Consider the following 19,489-nt stretch of genomic DNA (forward strand, 5'->3'; position numbering starts at 1 on the left):
CACCGCAGGCCTCTCGCTAGACACGAGCCGCCGCCAGGAGGTCCCCGCGCACGCCGTTGGTGCCCGGGACCGGCTCCGCCGGGTCGTCGGTCAGCCGGATCGGCTTGTTGTCGCGGTCGACCATCACCACCGAGGGCACCAGGTCGCGCGCCTTCTCCTCGGCCACGCCGACGTAGCTGATGATGATCACCAGGTCGCCGGGGGAGATGAGCCGGGCGGCGGCGCCGTTGATCCCGATGACCCCCGAGCCGCGCGGGCCGGGGATGACGTAGGTCTCCAGGCGGGCTCCGTTGTCGATGTCGACAATGGCGATCTGTTCACCGGGAAGCAGGTCGGCGGCCTCCATGAGGTCCTCATCGATGGTGAGCGAGCCCACGTAGTGCAGGTCCGCCTGGGTCACCGTCGCCCGGTGGATCTTCGATTTGAGCATCGTGCGGAACACCCGTGCCTCCTTGGTCGCTCCGGCGGTTGTGATCAGCCTGCCCCGGGGTCCGCCGCCGGGCGCAGAGAAGAAGACGCAACAACGGCGGCAGCGCAGGTGTGCCGGTTGTTCTCTCGTGCGGGGGCCTGCCGCGGACCACGCTGACCGCATGACCGCGACGACCACCGCCCCGCAGGCGAGCACGGGCCGCACGCTGCCCGTGGTGCTCACCGCCGCCGAGCCGGGCGCCCCCGTGATCCCCTACCTCTCCGACGCGCGCCCCGTCGTGCGCCAGCGGCTGCGCGAGCACGGCGCGGTCCTGTTGCGCGGCTTCGACATCGGCGGCGTGGACGGCTTCGCCGACGTCGTGCGCGCGGTGTCCGGCGCGCCGCTGAGCTACGCCGAGCGCAGCTCACCGCGCAGCACCATCAAGGGGCAGGTCTACACCTCGACGGACTACCCGCCGAGCGAGGAGATCTTCCTGCACAACGAGAACTCCTACCAGAAGCACTGGCCGCTGGTGCTGTTCTTCCACTGCATGATCGCCCCCCAGACGCAGGGCGCGACCCCGCTGGCCGACGTGCGCAAGGTCTACGACCTCATCGACCCGGCCGTGCGCGCGGAGTTCGAGCGCCGCGGCTGGATGGTCGTGCGCAACTTCACCCCCGGTTTCGGCGTGCCGTGGCAGGAGGCGTTCGGCTCATCCGACCGCGCCGAGGTCGCCGCGTACTGCGAGCGCGCGGGCGTGCAGGTCGAGTGGGTGGGCCGCGACGGCCTGCGCACCCGCGCCCGTCGCGAGGCTGTGCACACCCACCCGGTGACCGGCGAGCGCGTCTGGTTCAACCACATGACCTTCTGGCACGTGACCACGCTGGGCGAGGACATGTGCGCCGGGCTGCGCGAGATGTTCGACGACGACGAGCTGCCCACCAACACCTACTACGGCGACGGCGGGGTCATCCCCGACGAGGTCATGGCGCACCTGCGCGCCTGCTACCGGGCGGCGTGGACGCGCTTCGACTGGGAGACCGACGACATCCTGATTGTCGACAACATGCTCGCCGCGCACGCGCGTGAGCCGTTCACCGGGCCGCGGCGCATCGCCGTGGCGATGGCCGAGTCCTCGGCCGAACCCGCGGCGTCCTGAGCCGCGTCCACAGCACAACGCGCAAGCCGGCCTGGGAGGGCACGAATGACTAGCAGTGGTGGCGGGTTCCCGCTGTCCTTCGCGCAGGAGCAGCTCTGGTTCCTCGACCAGCTCAGGTCGGGTGCCACCGAGTACCTCATGCACTGGGCGTACCGGCTGCGCGGACCGGTGGACACCGGCGCGCTGGCGTCCGCGCTCACCGAGATCGCGGCCCGGCACGAGGTGCTGCGCACGCGCTACGAGTCGGTGGACGGGGTCCCGGTGCAGGTCATCGACCCGCCGGGCCCCGCGCCGCTGGCGGTGGTCGCCGTCGACGGCGAGGCCGGTGTCCGCGAGCTGGGCGCCGCCGACGTCGCCACCCCGATCGACCTGCGCGCCGCCTGGCCGTGGCGGGTCACCCTCGCCTCCTACGGGCCGGACGAGTCGGTGCTGATGTTCGCCGTGCACCACATCGCCTTCGACGGCTGGTCGATCGGCGTCCTGGCCGACGAGCTGTCCACGCTGTACGCGGCCTTCCTGGCCGGTGAGCCGTCGCCGCTGCCGGAGCTGGAGGTCCAGTACGTCGACTACGTCGAGTGGCAGCGCGACTGGTGGGAATCCCCGGACGGCGGTCTGCGCAAGCAGCAGAAGTACTGGTCGGAGCGCCTGGCCGGGCTGGCCCCGCTGGAGCTGCCCGCCGACCGGCCGCGCCCGGCCACCTGGGAGCCCGCGGGCGACAGCGTCGAGTTCACCGTGCCCGCCGAGCTGGCCGCCGCGGTCACCGCCGTCGGCAGGCGCCACGACGCCACCCCGTTCATGACGCTGATGGCCGCCTACCAGCTGCTGCTCTCCCGCTACGCGCGCACCGAGGACGTCGCCGTGGGCGTGTCCATCGCCGGGCGCGCGCAGGTCGAGCTGGAGTCCTTGGCAGGCCTGTTCCTCAACACCGTCGTGCTGCGCACCGACCTGGCCGGTGAGCCCACCTTCGGCGAGCTGCTGGCCCGCGTGCGCAACACCGCCCTCGACGCCTTCGGCAACCAGGACGTGCCGTTCGAGCGCGTCGTCAACGCCCTGGCCCCCGAGCGCGACCTGTCCCGCAACCCCGTCTTCCAGGTCGCCTTCGGCCTGCACAACCAGCGCCGCACCCCGCTGGCGCTGGCGGGCGTCGAGGTCGAGAAGTGGCCGGGCAGCTGGCAGACCTCGCCGTTCGACCTGTCGCTGCACTTCGCCGAGCAGCCCGACGGCTCGCTGTTCGGAACGATGAACTTCCCGACGGCGCTGTTCGACCGCGCCCGCGTCGAGCGGATGGCCGCCAACTACACCCGGCTGCTCGCCGAGGCCGCCGCCGCGCCCGGCACCCCGGTCGGCGCGCTGGAGATCATGGCCGAGGCCGAGGTGGAGCAGCTGCTCGCCTGGAACACCGCCGCCGCCGCGCGCCCGGAAGCCACCCTCCCCGAGCTGGTCGCCGCCCAGGCCGCCGCCACCCCCGACGCGGTCGCCGTCATCGAGGCGGGCGCCACCCTCACCTACGCCGAGCTGATGGGCCGCGTCGAGCCGCTGGCCGCGGCGCTGCGCGCCCGCGGCGTCGGCCCCGAGATCCCGGTGGGCGTGGCCATGGAGCGCGGCGCGGACCTGGTCACCGCGCTGCTGGCGGTGTGGACCGCGGGCGGGGTGTACGTGCCGCTGCCGCCGGACCACCCGGCCGACCGGCTCGCCGCCGTGGCCGCCGACGCGCTGCCCGCGCTCGTCCTCACCCACGAGGCGCTGCGCGACCTCATCCCCGGCGCCCCGGTGCTCACCATCGACGGGGACTGGGACACCGGTCTGGCGCTGGAGCGCCCCGCGCTGTCGGGCGCGAACGCCGCCTACGTCATCTACACCTCCGGCTCCACCGGCAAGCCCAAGGGCGTGGTGATCCCGCACGAGGGCATCCGCAACCGCGTGCTGTGGGCCGTGGAGTCCCACGGGCTCGGCGCCGCCGACCGCGTCCTGCAGAAGACCACCATCGGCTTCGACGCCTCCGTCTGGGAGTTCGCCGCGCCGCTGGTCTGCGGCGGCACGGTCGTGATGGCCCCGCCGACCGCGCACAAGGACCCCGCCGTCATGGTCGCCGCCGTCGCCGAGCACGGGGTCACCGTGCTGCAGCTGGTGCCGTCGGTGCTGCGCATGGTCGCCGAGGAGCCGAAGCTGGCCGAGTGCACGGCGCTGCGGCTGCTCTGCTCGGCGGGCGAGCCGCTGCCGACCGCCCTGTGCGCCACGGTGCTCGACGCCGTCGCGGTGGAGATCGTCAACACCTACGGCCCCACCGAGTGCTCCATCGACGCCACCGCCTGGCCGCACACCGCCGCCGAGCAGGCCGAGATCGCGCCCATCGGCGCGCCGCTGCCCAACATGGCCGCCTACGTCGTCGACGCCGACGACCGGCTGGTTCCCCTCGGCGTGCCCGGCGAGCTGTGCGTCTCCGGTGTCGGCGTGGCCCGCGGCTACCTGGGCCGCGGCGACCTGACCGCCGAGAAGTTCGGCCCCAACCCGTACTCGGCCACCCCGGGCGGGCGCTGGTACCGCACCGGCGACCTCGTCCGCCGCCGCGCCGACGGGGACCTGGAGTTCCTCGGCCGCATCGACCACCAGGTGAAGGTCCGCGGCGTGCGCGTCGAGCCCGGCGAGGTGGAGGCCGCGCTGCGCGCCCACCCCGACGTCGAGGCCGTCACCGTCACCGCCCACCGCACCGACACCGGCGACCTGGAGCTGGTGGCCTACACGGTTTCCCGCTCGGGCGTCGGCACCGACGCGCTCCGCGACCACCTCGCCGAGCTGCTGCCCGCGCCGATGATCCCGGCCTTCTTCGTCGCGCTGGAGGCGTTGCCGCTCAACGCCAGCGGCAAGGTCGACCGCGCCGCGCTGCCCGCGCCCGGCCTGCCGGAGCCGGTGGCCGACGGCGACCGCGTCGAGCCGCGCACCGCGACCGAGCAGGCCGTCGCCCGGGTCATGGGCGAGGTGCTGGGCGTGGAGTCGGTCAGCGCCTCCGACGACTTCTTCGCCCTGGGCGGGCACTCGCTGCTGGCGATCCGCCTGGTGCTCAAGCTGCGCCGCGAGTTCGACCTGGAGCTGAGCGTCGGCGAGCTGTTCGCCGAGCGCACCGTGGAGAAGCTGGCCGCCTTCATCGACCACCAGGCCGGGGCCGCCAAGAACATCCCGATCGCCACCGTCGACCGCACCGGTGCGCTCCAGCTGTCCTTCGGGCAGGAGCGCATGTGGTTCCTGGACCGGCTGGAGCCCGACAGCGCCGAGTACATCGTGCCGCTGGCCTTCCGCCTGCACGGCCCGTTCGACGTGGTCCGCTTCCGGGCGGCCGTCGACCTGGTGGCCGCCCGGCACGAGATCCTGCGCACCCGCCACCTCGGGGAGAGCGACCCCGTGCAGGTCATCGACCCGGCCGGGCCGGTCGCCTTCGAGTTCGTCGACCCGGGCACGCCCGAGCTGGCGCGCGCCGCGATCGACCGGGCCAGCGCGGTGCCCTTCGACCTGGCCGCCGAGCACCCGATCCGGGTGACCGTGGCCCGCGCCGAGGACACCGACCACTTCGTGGCGGTCACCCTGCACCACATCGCCTTCGACGCCTGGTCGATGGGCATCTTCCTGCGCGACCTCGGCACCGCCTACCGCGACCCGGCCGCGCTGCCCGCCCCGCCCGCCGCCCAGTACGCCGACTTCGGCGCCTGGCAGCGCGGCCTGGACCTGGCCGACCAGCTCGACTACTGGCGCGACCGGCTCGCCGGGCTCAGCGCCCTGGAGCTGCCGACCGACCGGCCGCGGCCCGCCGTGCGCGACCCGCGCGGCGACACCGTCATGGCCGACGTGCCGGACGCGGTCGTCGCCGGGATCACCGAACTGGGCTCGCGCAACGGCGCGACCCCGTTCATGACGATGCTGGCCGCCTTCCACGTGCTCCTGGCCCGCTACACCGGCCGCACGGACATCGCCGTCGGCACCCCGGTCGCCGGGCGCACCCGGGAGGAGACCGAGGAGATCCTCGGCTTCTTCGTCAACAACCTGGTGCTGCGCGCCGACCTCGGCGGCGACCCGCTGTTCACCGACCTGCTCGACCAGGTCCGGGGCAGCACGCTGGCCGCCTTCGGCAACCAGGACGTGCCCTTCGAGCACCTGGTCGAGGCGATCAGCACCGAGCGCGACCTCTCGCGCAACCCGCTGTTCCAGGTCATGTTCGAGCTGGCCCACCTCGACGAGGTGCCCGCCACCCTGGGCGAGGCCGAGCTGAAGCCGTTCACCACCGGCGCCCAGGTCGCCAAGTTCGACCTGACGCTGTCGGTCAAGCAGCTCGGCGACGGCAGCATGCGGGTGTGGCTGGAGTACGCCACCGGCCTGTTCGACCGCGCCACGATCGAGCGGATGACCGAGCACTATCTGACGCTGCTGGCGGGCATCGCCACCACGCCCGGCGCGCGGCTGTCCGAACTGGAGCTGAGCCCGGCCGCCGAGCGCGCCGAGCTGGCCGCCTGGGCCGACCGCATGCCCGAGGTCGCCACCGCGCTCGACCCCGTCGAGCGCCACGACCTGACCTTCCCCGAGCTGGTCGCCCTGCGCGCGGCCGAGCACCCCGGCAAGACCGCCGTCGTGTTCAACGACAGCGAGCTGAGCTACGCCGAACTCGACGCCCGCGCCAACCAGGTGGCCCGCCACCTGCGCGCCCTCGGCGTCGGCCCGGAGGTCATCGTCGGCTGCTGCCTGCAGCGCGGCCTCGACGCCGTGGTCTCGCTGCTGGGCGTGATGCGGGCGGGCGGCGTCTACACCCCGTTCGACCCGGCGCACCCGGGGGAGCGGCTGGCGTTCATGCTCGCCGACGCCGGTGCCCAGGTCGTGGTCACCAACGCCGAGTTCGCCGAGCGCCTGGCCTCCGAGGCATACCACCTCGTGCGGATCGACGCAGACGCCGAGGCCATCGCCGCCCACGACGGCGCCGCGCTGGAGCGCACGGCCGGGCCGGGCAACCTCGCCTACGTCATCTACACCTCCGGCTCGACCGGCAAGCCCAAGGGCGTGATGATCGAGCACCGCTCCTACGCCCACCACAGCTACCTGATCGCCGAGGCGTTCGGCATCACCGGCGAGGACCGGGTGGCGCTGCTGTCCGCGCTGACCTTCGACGCGGCGATGGAGCAGGTGGCGGGCACGCTGGCCACCGGGGCGACGCTGATCGTCAGCGACCCGGTGTTCTGGACCCCGGAGGACCTGCCCGCCCACGCCGCCGCGCACGGCGCGACGGTCATGGAGCTGACCCCGGCCTACTACCGGGAGATCATGGCAGGCAAGCCGCAGGGCCTGTCCACGCTGCGCCTGGTCAACGTCGGCAGCGACGTGGTCACCGTGGACGACGTCAACCTCTGGTCGGACTCGGGCCTGCCGGGCCGATTCGTCTGCAACTACGGGCCGACCGAGGCCACCATCACCTCGGTGCTGCACTGGCCGGTGCCCGCCGACCTCACCGGCGACCGGGCCGCCGCCATGCCGATCGGCCTGCCGATCCCCGGCACCCGCGCGGTGATCGTGGACGCCGACCTGCGCCCGGTGCCGCTGGGCGTGCCCGGCGAGCTGTGCCTGGGCGGGGTCCGCCTGGCCCGGGGCTACCTCGACCGCCCGGAGCTGACCGCCGACCGGTTCGTGCCCGACCCCGACGGCGACGGCACGCGGCTCTACCGCACCGGCGACCTGGTGCGGCACCGCCCGGACGGCACGATCGCCTTCCTCGGGCGCATCGACCAGCAGGTCAAGATCCGCGGCTTCCGCATCGAGCTGGGCGAGATCGAGGCGGCGCTGGTGCGCCACCCGGCCGTCCGCGAGGCGGTCGTGGTGGCCCGCGGCGTCGCGGGGGCCGCCCCCGGCGACAAGCGGCTGTGCGCCTACCTGGTCTGCCCCGACGGCGACCCCGGCATCGGCGCGCTGCGCGAGCACCTGCGCGACCTGCTGCCCGAGTACATGGTGCCGTCGCTGTGGACGACGCTGCCCGAGCTGCCGATGACGGCCAGCAAGAAGATCGACCGCAAGGCGCTGCCGGACCCGGTCGCGGGCGGCGACGCCGGGTTCCGGGCGCCGCGCGACCCGGCCGAGGAGGCCGTCGCCGAGATCTGGGCCTCGGTCCTGGACCGCGAGGCCGTCGGCATCGACGACAACTTCTTCGCCCTCGGCGGCCACTCGCTGCTGGCCACCAGGGTGCTCGCCCAGCTGCGCGCCGCCTTCGGCGTCGACCTGCCGCTGCGGCTGCTCTTCGAGACCACCACGCTCGCCGACCTGGCCGCCGCCGTCGCCGACGCGGTCGCCGCCGACGTGGCCTCGCTGTCCGATGAGGACATTCAGGAACTGCTCGCCAAGGATGGTGTGTCATGACGGGGACGCTGGACTCGGCCGCGCTGCGCGCCGAGCTGCTGCGCCGGAGGCTGCGCGGCACCGCGGCGCCGGCCGCGGGGATCGAGGTCCAGCCTCGGGACCGCCCGCTGCCGCTCTCGCCCGCCCAGCGGCGGATGTGGATCCTGGACCAGCTGCGCCCCGGTTCCACCGAGTACCTGATGACCTCCGCCCGCCGCGTCCGCGGCCCGCTCGACACCGCCGCCCTGCGCACCGCGCTCGACGGCCTCGTCGCCCGGCACGAGACGCTGCGAACCCGTTTTCCGCTGGTCGACGGCGAGCCCGTGCAGGTCATCGACCCGCCGTCGCCCGCCGTGCTGGACGTGGTCGACCTGACCGCGCTGCCCGGCGCCGAGCAGCAGGCCAGGGTCGCCGCGATCGCGAGCACCGAGCGGGTGCCCGTCGACCTGGCCGATGGCCCGATGCTGCGCGCCACCCTCGCCGTGCTGTCCGATGTGGAGCACGTGCTGGTGCTGACCGTGCACCACGTCGCCGCCGACGGCTGGTCGGAGGACATCCTGCTGCGCGAGCTGCGCACCGGCTACGACGCCGCGCTGGCGGGAAAGCCCGCCCCGCACCCGAGCCTGCCCGTGCAGTACGCGGACTACGCGGCCTGGCAGGCGGGCAGGCTCAGCGGCGACCGCCTCGACAAGGAGGTCGGCTACTGGCGCGACCGCCTCGCCGGGGTCACCCCGGTCGAGCTGCCCGCCGACCGGCCGCGGCCCGCCGTGCGCGACGGCGCGGGCGACCTGCTGCGCGCCACCCTGCCCGCCGAGGTCGCCCAGCCGCTGCTGGCGCTGGCCAAGGCCCGGGGCGCGTCGCCCTTCCTGCTGCTCTCGGCGGCGGTGGCGGTGCTGCTGGGCAGGCACACCGGCAGCACCGACATCACCATCGGCACCCCGGTCGCCGGGCGCGACCGCGCCGAGGTGCAGGACGTCGTCGGCCTGTTCCTCAACACGATCGTGCTGCGCGCCGACCTCTCCGGCGCGCCCACCTTCGGCGAGGTGCTCGACCGCGTCCGCGCCACCGCGATGGACGCCTACTCCCACCAGGACGTGCCGTTCGAGAAGCTGGTGGACGAGCTGTCCCCGGAGCGCGACCCGTCGCGCACGCCGCTGTTCTCCACCATGGTCCTGTGGCAGGACGCCGACGCGGCCGTCCCCGCCGCCGGCCTGGCGTTCGAGCCGGTGGCGGTGGGGGAGACCACCGCCAAGTTCGACCTGACCGTCTCGGCCACCCCGCGCGCCGACGGCGGCATCGCGCTGGCGTTCACCTACGCCACCGCGCTGTTCGACGCCGCCACCGTGCGCCGCGTCGCCGACCGCATGGCGGCGCTGCTGGCCTCCGCCGTCGCGCACCCGGACACCCCGGTCGCCGACCTGCCCGCCCTGCCCGAGGCCGAACTGGCCGACGTCCTGCACACCTGGAACGCCACCTCCGCCGACTATCCGGCGGCGACGCTCACCGAGCTGCTGAGCGCGCAGGCCGCCCGCACCCCGGACGCGGTCGCCGTGCGGTTCGCGGGCGCGGCGCTGACCTACGCGGAGCTGGACGCCGAGTCCAGCAGGCTGGCCCACCAGCTGAGCGGTCTCGGCGTCGGCCCGGAGTCCGTGGTCGCGGTCTGCCTGCCGCGCTCGGCGGGCCTGGTCACCGCGCTGGTCGGCGTGCTCAAGGCGGGCGGGGCCTACCTGCCGCTCGATCCCGACTACCCGGCCGAGCGGCTCGCCTACATGCTCGCCGACTCCGGCGCCCGGGTCCTCGTCGCCGACGAGGCCCGCCCGGACGTCGAGCACACCGTCCTCATCGGACAGGACCGCTCCGCGCTGCCCGCCGCGGCGCCGAGCCCGGCGATCACCCCGGACAACGCCGCCTACGTCATCTACACCTCGGGTTCGACCGGCAGGCCCAAGGGTGTGCTGGTCCCGCACCGCGGCATCGTCAACCGGCTGCTGTGGATGCAGGACGAGTACGGCCTCGACGGCACCGACCGGGTGCTCCAGAAGACCCCGTACAGCTTCGACGTGTCGGTGTGGGAGTTCTTCTGGCCGCTCATCACCGGCGCGACCCTGGTCGTGGCCGCGCCCGGCGGCCACCGCGACCCCGCCTACCTCGCCGAGCTGATCCGTGCCGAGGGCGTCACCACGCTGCACTTCGTGCCGTCGATGCTGCGCGCGTTCCTGGCCTATGAGGTCGGGGAGCTGCCGTCGCTGCGCCGCATGATGTGCAGCGGCGAGGCGCTGCCCGCCGACCTCGTCACCGGGGTCGCCGAGCGCATCGGCTGCCCGCTGCACAACCTGTACGGCCCCACCGAGGCCTCGGTTGACGTCACCTACACCCCGTGCACCCCGGGCGAGCCGGTCACCATCGGCTGGCCCGTCGCCAACACCCGCACCTACGTCGTGGACGCCGACCTGCGGCCCGTCCCGCTGGGCGTGCCCGGCGAGCTGGTGCTGGCGGGCGTGCAGCTGGCCCGCGGCTACCTGGCCAAGCCCGGCCTGACCGCCGAGCGCTTCGTGCCCGACCCGTTCGCCGCCGAGCCCGGCGGCCGCGTCTACCGCACCGGCGACCTCGTCCGGCAGCGCGCCGACGGCGCGGTCGAGTACCTGGGCCGCATCGACCACCAGGTCAAGGTGAACGGCCACCGCATCGAGCTGGGCGAGATCGAGGCCGTGCTCACCGAGCACCCCGGCGTCGCCGACGCCGCCGTCGCCGTCCGCGACGGACAACTGGTCGCCTACACGGTCGGAACCGCCGACGCCGACGCGCTGCGCGCGCACCTGGCCGCCCGCCTGCCCGAGCACATGGTGCCCGCGCACTGGATGGCCATGGACGCGCTGCCGCTGACATCCAGCGGCAAGACCGACCGCGGCGCCCTGCCCGCTCCCGAGCGGACGCGCGGCACCGAGCGGGAGTTCCTCGCCCCGCGCACCGAGCTGGAGGCCGCCGTCGCCACCGCGCTGGCGGGCGCCCTGGGCATCGAGGCCGTCGGCGTGCACGACAGCTTCTTCCAGCTCGGCGGCGACTCGATGCGCGCCATCCGCGCGGTCGGCCTGCTGCGCTCGGCCGGGCTCACGGTCAGCGTCCAGGACATGTTCACCCACCAGAGCGCCGCCGCGCTGGCCGCGCTGATCGAGCGCGGCGCGGGCACGGCGGTGGACGAGATCGTCGTGGAGCGCTTCGCGCAGCTCTCCGCCGATGACCGCGCGCTGCTGCCCGCCGACGTGGTCGACGCCTACCCGCTGGCCATGACCCAGGCGGGCATGACCTACGAGATGCTCGCCGCCGACCACCGCGCCGTCTACCAGAACGTCTCCTGCTACATCGTGCGCGACGACCTGCCCTTCGCCGTCGAAGCGCTGCGCTCGGCGGGGGAGTCGCTGATCGCCCGCCATGAGATCCTGCGCACCTCCTTCGACCTGGCCGGCTACTCCGAGCCGCTGCAGCTGGTGCACGCCGAGGCGCACCTGCCGGTGGAGTGGACCGACCTGACCGGTCTGGACGCGGCCGAGCAGCGCCGGGTGGTGGAGGAGTTCCTGCTCTCCGAGCGGGGCAAGCCCGTCGACATCGCCCACGCGCCGCAGCTGCGCTACCACGTGCACCAGATCAGCGAGACCGAGTTCTGGCTGACCCACACCGAGGCGCACGCGATCCTCGACGGCTGGAGCCACACCTCCGTCGTCGCCGAGCTGATCGACACCTACCGCGCGATCCGTCACGACCGCGACCCCGGCCTCAAGCCGGTGCCCGAGGTGCGCTTCGCCGACTTCATCGCCCTGGAGCGCAAGGCGCTGGCCTCCCCGGAGCAGCGCGCCTTCTGGGCGGGCAAGGTGCACGGCGACGAGCGGCTGACCCTGCCCGAGGCGTGGGGCGCGCACGCCGCCGACCGCAAGGCCACCATCGTCGAGGTCCAGTACGCCGACCTGCTGCCCCGGCTGCGCGCGCTGGCCGCGGTCGCGGGGGCCTCGCTCAAGAGCGTGCTGCACTCCGCGCACCTCAAGGCGATGAGCGTCGTCACCGGCCGCACCCGCTTCTTCGGCGGCCTGGTCTGCAACGGCAGGCCCGAGCACGACCGCGGCGACGAGGTCCGCGGCATGTACCTCAACACCGTCCCCTACGCCGCCGACACCTCGGCCGCCACCTGGCGCGACCTGGTCGCCCGGGTGTTCGCCGGCGAGGCCGAGCTGTGGCCCAACCGCCGCTACCCGATGCCCGCCATCCAGCGGGAGTGGGGCGGAGAGGGCACGCTCATCGAAGTCGCCTTCGGGTTCCTGGACTTCCACGTCATGGACTGGAACTCCGAGTCCGTCGGCATGGTGGACGACTTCAGCCCCAGCGAGCTGCCGCTGGAGGTGTGGACGTTCCCCGGCATCCTGCGCCTGGGCGGGCGCCCCTCGCGCATCGGCGCCGAGCAGCTGGAGCTGCTGGCCCGCCTCTACCGCCACGTCCTGGAGGCCATGGCCGCCGACCCCGACGGCGACGCCACCGCCATCGGCCTGCCGCCCGCCGACGCCGCCGCCGCCATCGCCGCGGGCAACGACACCGACCGCCCCTTCCCTGGCGGCCCGTTCGTCCACGACCTGGTCCGCGCCCGCGCTGAGTCCACACCGGACGCCATAGCCCTGCGGCAGGGCGAGACCACCGTCACCTACGCCGAACTGCTCGCCAACGCCGACGCCCTCGCCGAGCACCTGGCGGCCACCGGCGTCGGCCCGGAGAAGGTCGTCGGCCTGCACCTGCCCCGCGGCATCGACCTCACCACCGCCATGCTCGCCGTCCTGGTCTCCGGCGCCGCCTACCTCCCCCTCGACCCCGAGTACCCCGCCGACCGCCTCGACTACATGGTCGGTGACGCCGCCGTCCACACCTTCATCACCCTCTCCACCCTTCTGCGCCCCGTCCTCCCCGAAGGCGTCCGCATCCTGGAGATCGACGACCATCCACACCCCCGAACGACACCTGTCCCCGCCACTCCCACCCGGCACGACCTGGCGGCGGGGGGCCGGACGCCCAGCCCGCCCATCACCCCGGAGAGCCTCGCCTACGTCATCTACACCTCAGGCTCCACCGGCAAGCCCAAGGGCGTCGCCGTGCCGCACCGCGGCGCGCTGAACCTGCGCCACGCCCAGCTGGAGCACCTCGACGTCCGCCCCGGCGACCGCGTCCTGCAGTTCGCCTCACCGAGCTTCGACGCCTCGGTGTGGGAGCTGCTGATGGCGCTGACCAACGGCGCGGAGCTGGTGCTGCCCCCACCGGACACCGACCCGGGCGACCTGCGCGCCCAGGCCGCTCTGGTCACCCACATGACCGTGCCGCCGTCCATCCTGGACCGCTACAGTCCGGCCGACTTCCCCGCCCTGCGCGTGGTGGTCTCCGCCGGCGAGGCGTGCACGGGCGAGCAGGTGGCGCGCTGGGCCGACGCGGCGACCTTCGTCAACGCCTACGGCCCCACCGAGATCACGGTGTGCGCCTCCCTGTCGGCGATCCCCGCGACGGGCGCGCCCGCCGCGCCGTCGATCGGCCTGCCGATCGGCAACGTGAAGGGCTACGTGCTCGACGCCGAGCTGCGCCCGCTGGCCACCGGTGTCCGCGGTGAGCTGTACGTCGGCGGCCCCGGCGTGGTCCGCGGCTACCTCGGCAAGCCGGGCCTCACCGCCGACCGCTTCCTGCCCGACCCCTACTCCGCCGAGCCCGGCGCGCGCCTCTACCGCACCGGCGACGTGGTCTCCCGCAACGCCGACGGCACCCTGCAGTACCACGGGCGCGCCGACCACCAGGTCAAGATCCGCGGCCTGCGGGTGGAGCTGGGCGAGATCGAGGAGGCGCTGGCCGGGCACCCGGGCGTCGCCGGAGTCATCGTCACCGTCCACAGGGGAGCATCCGGCGACGCCACCCTGGTCGCCTACACCCGCCCGAGCGACACCCCGGCCACCGGCGCGGACCTGCGCGAGCACCTGCGGGACAAGCTGCCCCGGCACATGGTGCCCACGCACTACATCAGCGTCGAGGAGTTCCCGACCACCCCGGCGGGCAAGATCGACCGCGCGGCTCTGCCCGTCCCCGGCGACGAGCGCCCCACCCTCGACCTGCCCTACACCGCCCCGCGCACCGACCTGGAGCGGCTCATGGCCGACACCTGGGCGCAGGCGCTGGGCGTGGCCAGGGTCGGGGTGCACGACGACTTCTTCGACCTCGGCGGGCACTCGCTGGTCATGATGCGGGTCATCGCCGCCCTGCGCACGAAGGCGGGCGTCGAGCTGCGGTTCCGCACGTTCATGGAGCACCGCACCATCGCCGGGATCGCGGCCACCGTGGAAGGCGGCGGCGTCGGCGCCGACGCGCTGCTCTGGATCAGGCAGGGCGGCACCGGCACCCCGCTGGTCTGCGTGCACCCCGGTGGCGGCAGCGCGCACTGGTACTCCCGGCTCGCCCCGCACATCCCCGAGCACGTGCCGGTGCTCGCCTTCGAGTGGCCCGGCCCGCACCCCGGCGCGGTGCCGACCGCCGAGGTGATGGCCGACCGCTACCTCGCCGAGCTGCGCGCGGCCCAGCCGCACGGGCCCTACCGGCTGTTCAGCTGGTGCGGCGGCAGCGGCATCGCCACCGAGATGGCCCACCGCCTGGTCAACGAGGGTGAGCAGGTGACCTTCATGCTGCTGGACCCGGGCCTGGACGTGCACACCCGCCCGGCGGGCTGGTCGGAGTTCGCCCTGATCAAGCGCCTGGACGACCTGGTCACCGCGATCGCCGACGGCGGGCCGGAGCAGAACACCCCGGCCCGCCGCGAGGAGATCCTGACGCTGCTCAACCACCTGGTGGACGACGCCCCCGACGGCGGGGTCACGCTGCCGGAGGACGGGGTCGGCGACATGTGGCCCCGGGCGGTGCGCACCTGGCGCGAGGTCATGGAGATGGACCTGACCTACCGCCACCGCCGCTTCACCGGCGACCTGCACCTGATCATGACCGACGAGCTGGCCGACGGCGAGCACGAGGTCGCCGACGGCCAGACCGCCGACGACTACCTCGGCCGCTGGCGCGAACTGGTCGGCGACGTCCACGTCCACCGCGTGCCCGGCGACCACTTCGGCGTCATGCGCGAGCCGCACGTGGGAGTCCTCGGCGGCGTGGTCACGTCGATCATCGAGCCGTCGGGCGCCGCACCGGAGGGAGACTGACGTGGAACAGGCGATCGTCGGAGACCTCGACGTGCGCGGCGGCCTCTGCCGGGTCGACGTGCGCGGCGGCCTGGCCGAGGTGCTGCGGGCGGTGACCGCGGCGGGCGTGCGCCCGGAAGCGGTGGACCTGCTGCCCGGCGGGACCGTGCTGCTGGCCGTTGCGGCGGCCGACGCCCCGGCGATCGCCCACCTCCCCGGCGCCGGGCGGCCCGAACCCGTGGTCCGGGTCGTCCTCGCCGGGGCCGGACTGCGCGGCGACCCCGTGCTGGTGCCGACCTTCTGCGAAGTGCTGTGCCGGGCGGGCGCGGTCCCGGTGTCGGTCTCCGCGGAGTCCGGTCGCATCGGCGCGGTCGTCGGCGCGGACGTCGCCCCGCGGGTGATCGCGGGGCTGCGCGAGGCCTTCGAGCTGAGCCCGACGTCCGTGTTCGCCGACAGCGCCGACAGCGCTGTCGGGGCTCTCGGGGCCGTAGGGGCTCTCGGGGCTGCCTGACGGCGGGGGTCCACGCGCGGACAGCGGAGCCCCCCGGCCGGTCAGCCGGGGGGCTCCGCCTGTCACCTCACGGCGCCCAGGGGGCGGCGAAGGTCCAGCTGACGTCCTGGGCGTAGGACGTCGGGTTGTCGTAGGCGTGCGCGCCGCCGTTGGAGGCGACCCACACCTCCTCGGCGTAGTGGCGGATGTTCGCGCCCAGCTCGTTCACCGACTCCAGCCGCACGGTGCCCGCCGTCGCGCCCGGCTGGGCGCAGAAGGTGGCGTCCCTGCGGAACAGCTCGGTGTTGTCGTTGGTCGCCATGCGCACCCGGAACTCCGCGTGCCGCAGGAACTGGCCGGGGAAGTTGCGCGACTCCAGCGAGTAGCAGGAGCTGTCGGCCAGGCCGCGCCGCACGACGAAGGTGGCGTCGGCCTTGGTCAGCGCGTCGCTGCCCGCGCCCACCACGTCGGTGCGGGCCAGGCTCTCCCGGTGCCGCAGGTAGCGGTCGGTGAAGCCGGGCGTGCTGACCCGCAGCGAGCGCGCCTGGTCCTGCGGCAGCGCCGCGCCGCTGCGCCACAGCGCGATCGTCGGGGCCCACGTGGAGTCCTGGGCGAGGTTCGCCGCGGAGTCCCACGGGTTCGTGCCGCCCGAGCGCGCCAGGTACACCTGCTCGGCGTAGTGGCGGATGAAGTGCCCTGGCAGGTTCGCCGACTCCAGGCGGGTTCCGCCGTTGCCCGCGCGCGGGCAGAAGGTGGCGTCCGCGGCGGGCGGGTTGGCGTCGATGCGCACCCGGTAGTTGCTGTGCCGCAGGTACTGGCCGGGCTGGTTGCGCGACTCGAACGACACGCACGCCGCGTTCGACAGGCCGGGCCGCACCAGGAAGGTGGCGTCCTGGCGGTCGACGTCGGCGCTGCCCGTGCCGATCACGTCCGTGCGGGCGAGGCTGTCGCGGTGGCGCAGGTAGCGGTTGGTGAACCCGGGTGTGCTGACCTTCAGCGACACGACCTCGCCGCGGCCGACCTCGGTGCCGTGCGCCAGGCCGAGGACCCTGGCGTGCACCTCCTTGATCCGCGCCTCGTTCATCTTCAGCACGCGGCGGTCGTAGGTGTAGAAGCCGTTCAGCTCGTTCTCCACGTCGTAGGGCTCGGTGTAGACCGACCCCGAGAGGCCGCGGGTGTGCACGAAGCGCCCGACCTCCTTGGTGATCTCGACGTAGCGCGTGGTCAGCGACGTCTCGTCCGGGTACAGCGCGCCGTAGGCGAAGCCGTCGCCCGGTGACCACTCGTGCCCGACGACGCGCCTGCCGAGGCCGCCGTACTCGCCGAGCACCGCGATGCGGGTCGCGTCGGGCAGGGTGGTGCCCGCCGACATCTGGTAGGCGTGGTCGTCGCGGACGTCGCCGTTGCCCGGGTCCGGGTCCGACAGGCAGCAGTTGAACCCGGAGTTGTGGTTGACCAGGCGGGTGTTGTCGACCGATCGGGTCAGGTCCACGATGCGCCCGGCGTCGTACTCGCCCCAGCCCTCGTTGAACACCACCCACTGCACGATCGAGGTGATGCCCTTGAGCTGGTCGAGCATGCGGCGCAGCTCGGACTCGTAGTTGGCCTTCGCCGTGGCGTTCGGGTCGTCGATGGTGTCCAGCGACGGCATGTCCTGCCAGACCAGCAGGCCGAGGCGGTCGGCGTGGTAGAACCAGCGGGCCGGCTCGACCTTGATGTGCTTGCGGACCATGGTGAAGCCCAGGGCCTTCTGCCGCTCCAGGTCCCAGCGCAGCGCGGCGTCGGTCGGGGCGGTGTAGATGCCGTCGGGCCAGTAGCCCTGGTCCAGGGTGCCCAGCTGGAAGACGAACTTGCCGTTGAGCAGCGGTCGCATCACCCCGCCGACCATCGCCTTGCCGAGCGAGCGCATGCCGAAGTAGCCGCCGACGGCGTCCCCGCTCGCCAGGGTGACGCGCAGGTCGTACAGGAACGGGTCATCGGGCGACCACAGCCGCGCGTTGGGCACCGGGACGCGGACGCGCGAGCCCACCGCGCCGGATGCCGAGCCGACGACCCGGCCGCCGGTCAGCACCTCGACGCGGGCCTGCTGCCCGCTCGCGCCCGCCGCCTGCACCGCGATGTCGAGCGCGCCCGCGGGCACGTTCGGCGTGGTGTCGAGCCGGGTGATGTGCGCGGCGTTCACCGGCTCCAGCCACACCGTCTGCCAGATCCCGGACGCGGCGGTGTAGAAGATGCCGCTGGGGTTGCGGCGCTGCTTGCCGACCGGGTAGGCGTGACCATCCACTGTGGATCGAACGCCGACGATCACCTCGTTGGCGCCCGCGCGCAGGGCGCTGGTGATGTCGAAGCCGAAGGAGTCGAAGCCACCGGTGTGCTCGCCGACGCGCACGCCGTTGACCCACACCCTGGTCTGCCAGGTGACCGCCCCGAAGTTCAGCTTGACGCGCTTGCCGCTCCAGCCCGCCGGGATCGTCACCTGCTTGCGGTAGTACATGTTGTCCTCGTGCCGCTTGATGCCCGACAGCGCGGACTCGATCGGGTACGGGACGAGGACGCCCTCGGGCAGCGACTGCCCGACCGGCGGGGAGTCGATGTTCGGCGCGCCGGTGAACTCCCACACGCCGTTGAGGTTGAGCCAGTCGGCGCGGGTGAGCTGCGGGCGCGGGTACTCCGGCAGCGCGTTGTCCGGCCCGACCTGCGCCGTCCACGGCGTGGTCAGCGGCGGCTGCTTGGGCACCCACGTGGCCGCCCGGGCGGCGGGCGCGGTGACCGTGACGGCGGACAGGGCGGTCAGCAGGGACAGGACGGGGACAAGTGCTCTCCGGAAGCCACGCGGTGGTGCGGGCACGGCACACTCCTCAGGGTCGTGGTGCTCGGCTTGCTCGGGACAGGCTTGCTCGGGACAGGACCGTTTGGACGACCACCACCGCGATCAGCACGGCGCCGCTGACGACGGCCTGCATGTTGGCGGTGAACGCCCCCGACTGGTTGATCAGCTCCTGGATGACGAACAGCAGCGCGACCCCGGCGAGGGTGCCCCCGACCGCCCCGACCCCGCCGGTGAGCAGGGTGCCGCCGATGACGACCGCGGCGATCGCGTTCAGCTCGAGCCCCACCCCGACGACGGTGACCCCGGAGCCGAGCTGGGAGGCGGCCAGCACCCCGGCGAAGCCCGCCAGCGTCGCCGAGAGCACATAGGCCCGGACCTTGGTGGCGGCGACCGGCACCCCCATCAGCCCCGCCGCGTCCTCACCACCCCCGATCGCGTAGACCCGCAGACCGAACCCGGTGCGGGCCAGCAGCACCCCGACCCCCAGGTAGAGCGCCGCGACGATCCACACCGGCACGCCGACGCCGAGGACGGTCTCCTGCCCCAGCCACCGGAACGCCGATTCGGCGGGCACCAGGAACGTCTGCGACCCCTCGTCGGTGATCAGCTGGAGCAGCCCGCGCGCGAACAGCAGCCCACCGAGGGTGACGATGAACGGCGCCATCCGGTGCCGCCCGATCAACCACCCCTGCACGAGCCCCACCACCGCGCACACCGCGATCGGCAGCACCAGCGCCGCGATCACGCCCCACCGCGACGCGTAGGCGGCGAGCACCCCGGCCAGCGCGTACACCGACCCGACGGACAGGTCGATGCCCCCGCTGATGATGACCACCGTCATCCCCAGCGCGACGACGGCGAGGAACGACGCCTGCACGGCGAGGTTGCCCAGCGTGTAGAAGGTCAGGAAGGTGTCGTAGGCGACCCCGCCCACGACGAGCAGCACGGCCAGCACGACGAGCGCGCCGTGCCGCTGCACCAGCGCGGCGGCGGTCCTTGAGGTCCGGGCCCCTGGGGCGCGGGTGGGCGCGCTCACCGGTCGCGCCGT

General features: G+C 73.8%; 7 protein-coding genes. 4 read left to right on the forward strand and 3 right to left on the reverse strand.

From position 1 onward, the window contains the following. Positions 1–16: 16 nt before the first annotated feature. The gene (gene panD, locus ACFPM7_RS05160) at positions 17–442 is read right to left on the reverse strand and encodes an aspartate 1-decarboxylase (protein ID WP_378244354.1); all 426 of its coding nucleotides are present in this window, start codon (positions 440–442) and stop codon (positions 17–19) included. Between the two features lie 148 nt (positions 443–590). Here panD and ACFPM7_RS05165 point away from each other — a divergent pair, with 148 nt between their 5' ends. From ACFPM7_RS05165 to ACFPM7_RS05180, 4 genes are read left to right on the forward strand one after another with little or no spacing between them, the layout of a single operon-like run. Beyond that, positions 591–1,568: a TauD/TfdA family dioxygenase gene (locus tag ACFPM7_RS05165; RefSeq protein ID WP_378244356.1), complete on the forward strand. Its 978-nt coding sequence runs from the start codon at positions 591–593 to the stop codon at positions 1,566–1,568. Positions 1,569–1,613: 45 nt separating this feature from the next. Further along, the gene (locus ACFPM7_RS05170; protein WP_378244358.1) at positions 1,614–7,949 is read left to right on the forward strand and encodes an amino acid adenylation domain-containing protein; all 6,336 of its coding nucleotides are present in this window, start codon (positions 1,614–1,616) and stop codon (positions 7,947–7,949) included. Beyond that, on the forward strand, positions 7,946–15,142 hold the full coding sequence (locus ACFPM7_RS05175; RefSeq protein WP_378244359.1) for an amino acid adenylation domain-containing protein: 7,197 nt from the start codon (positions 7,946–7,948) through the stop codon (positions 15,140–15,142). Before ACFPM7_RS05170 ends, ACFPM7_RS05175 begins: the two co-directional genes overlap by 4 nt. Before the next feature lies 1 nt (position 15,143). Next, complete coding sequence (locus tag ACFPM7_RS05180; RefSeq protein ID WP_378244361.1) at positions 15,144–15,632, forward strand: hypothetical protein; 489 nt, start codon at positions 15,144–15,146, stop codon at positions 15,630–15,632. Between the two features lie 67 nt (positions 15,633–15,699). Here the strand turns inward: ACFPM7_RS05180 and ACFPM7_RS05185 are convergent, their stop codons facing one another. Together ACFPM7_RS05185 and ACFPM7_RS05190 are read right to left on the reverse strand one after the other, a co-directional pair. Next, positions 15,700–18,459: an AbfB domain-containing protein gene (locus ACFPM7_RS05185; RefSeq protein ID WP_378244363.1), complete on the reverse strand. Its 2,760-nt coding sequence runs from the start codon at positions 18,457–18,459 to the stop codon at positions 15,700–15,702. 10 nt (positions 18,460–18,469) lie between these two features. Then, positions 18,470–19,477, reverse strand: coding sequence for an ABC transporter permease (locus ACFPM7_RS05190; protein WP_378244365.1), 1,008 nt, complete (start codon positions 19,475–19,477; stop codon positions 18,470–18,472). Positions 19,478–19,489: the final 12 nt, after the last annotated feature.

The organism is Actinokineospora guangxiensis, assembly GCF_042657845.1.
Classification (GTDB): Bacteria; Actinomycetota; Actinomycetes; order Mycobacteriales; family Pseudonocardiaceae; genus Actinokineospora; species Actinokineospora guangxiensis.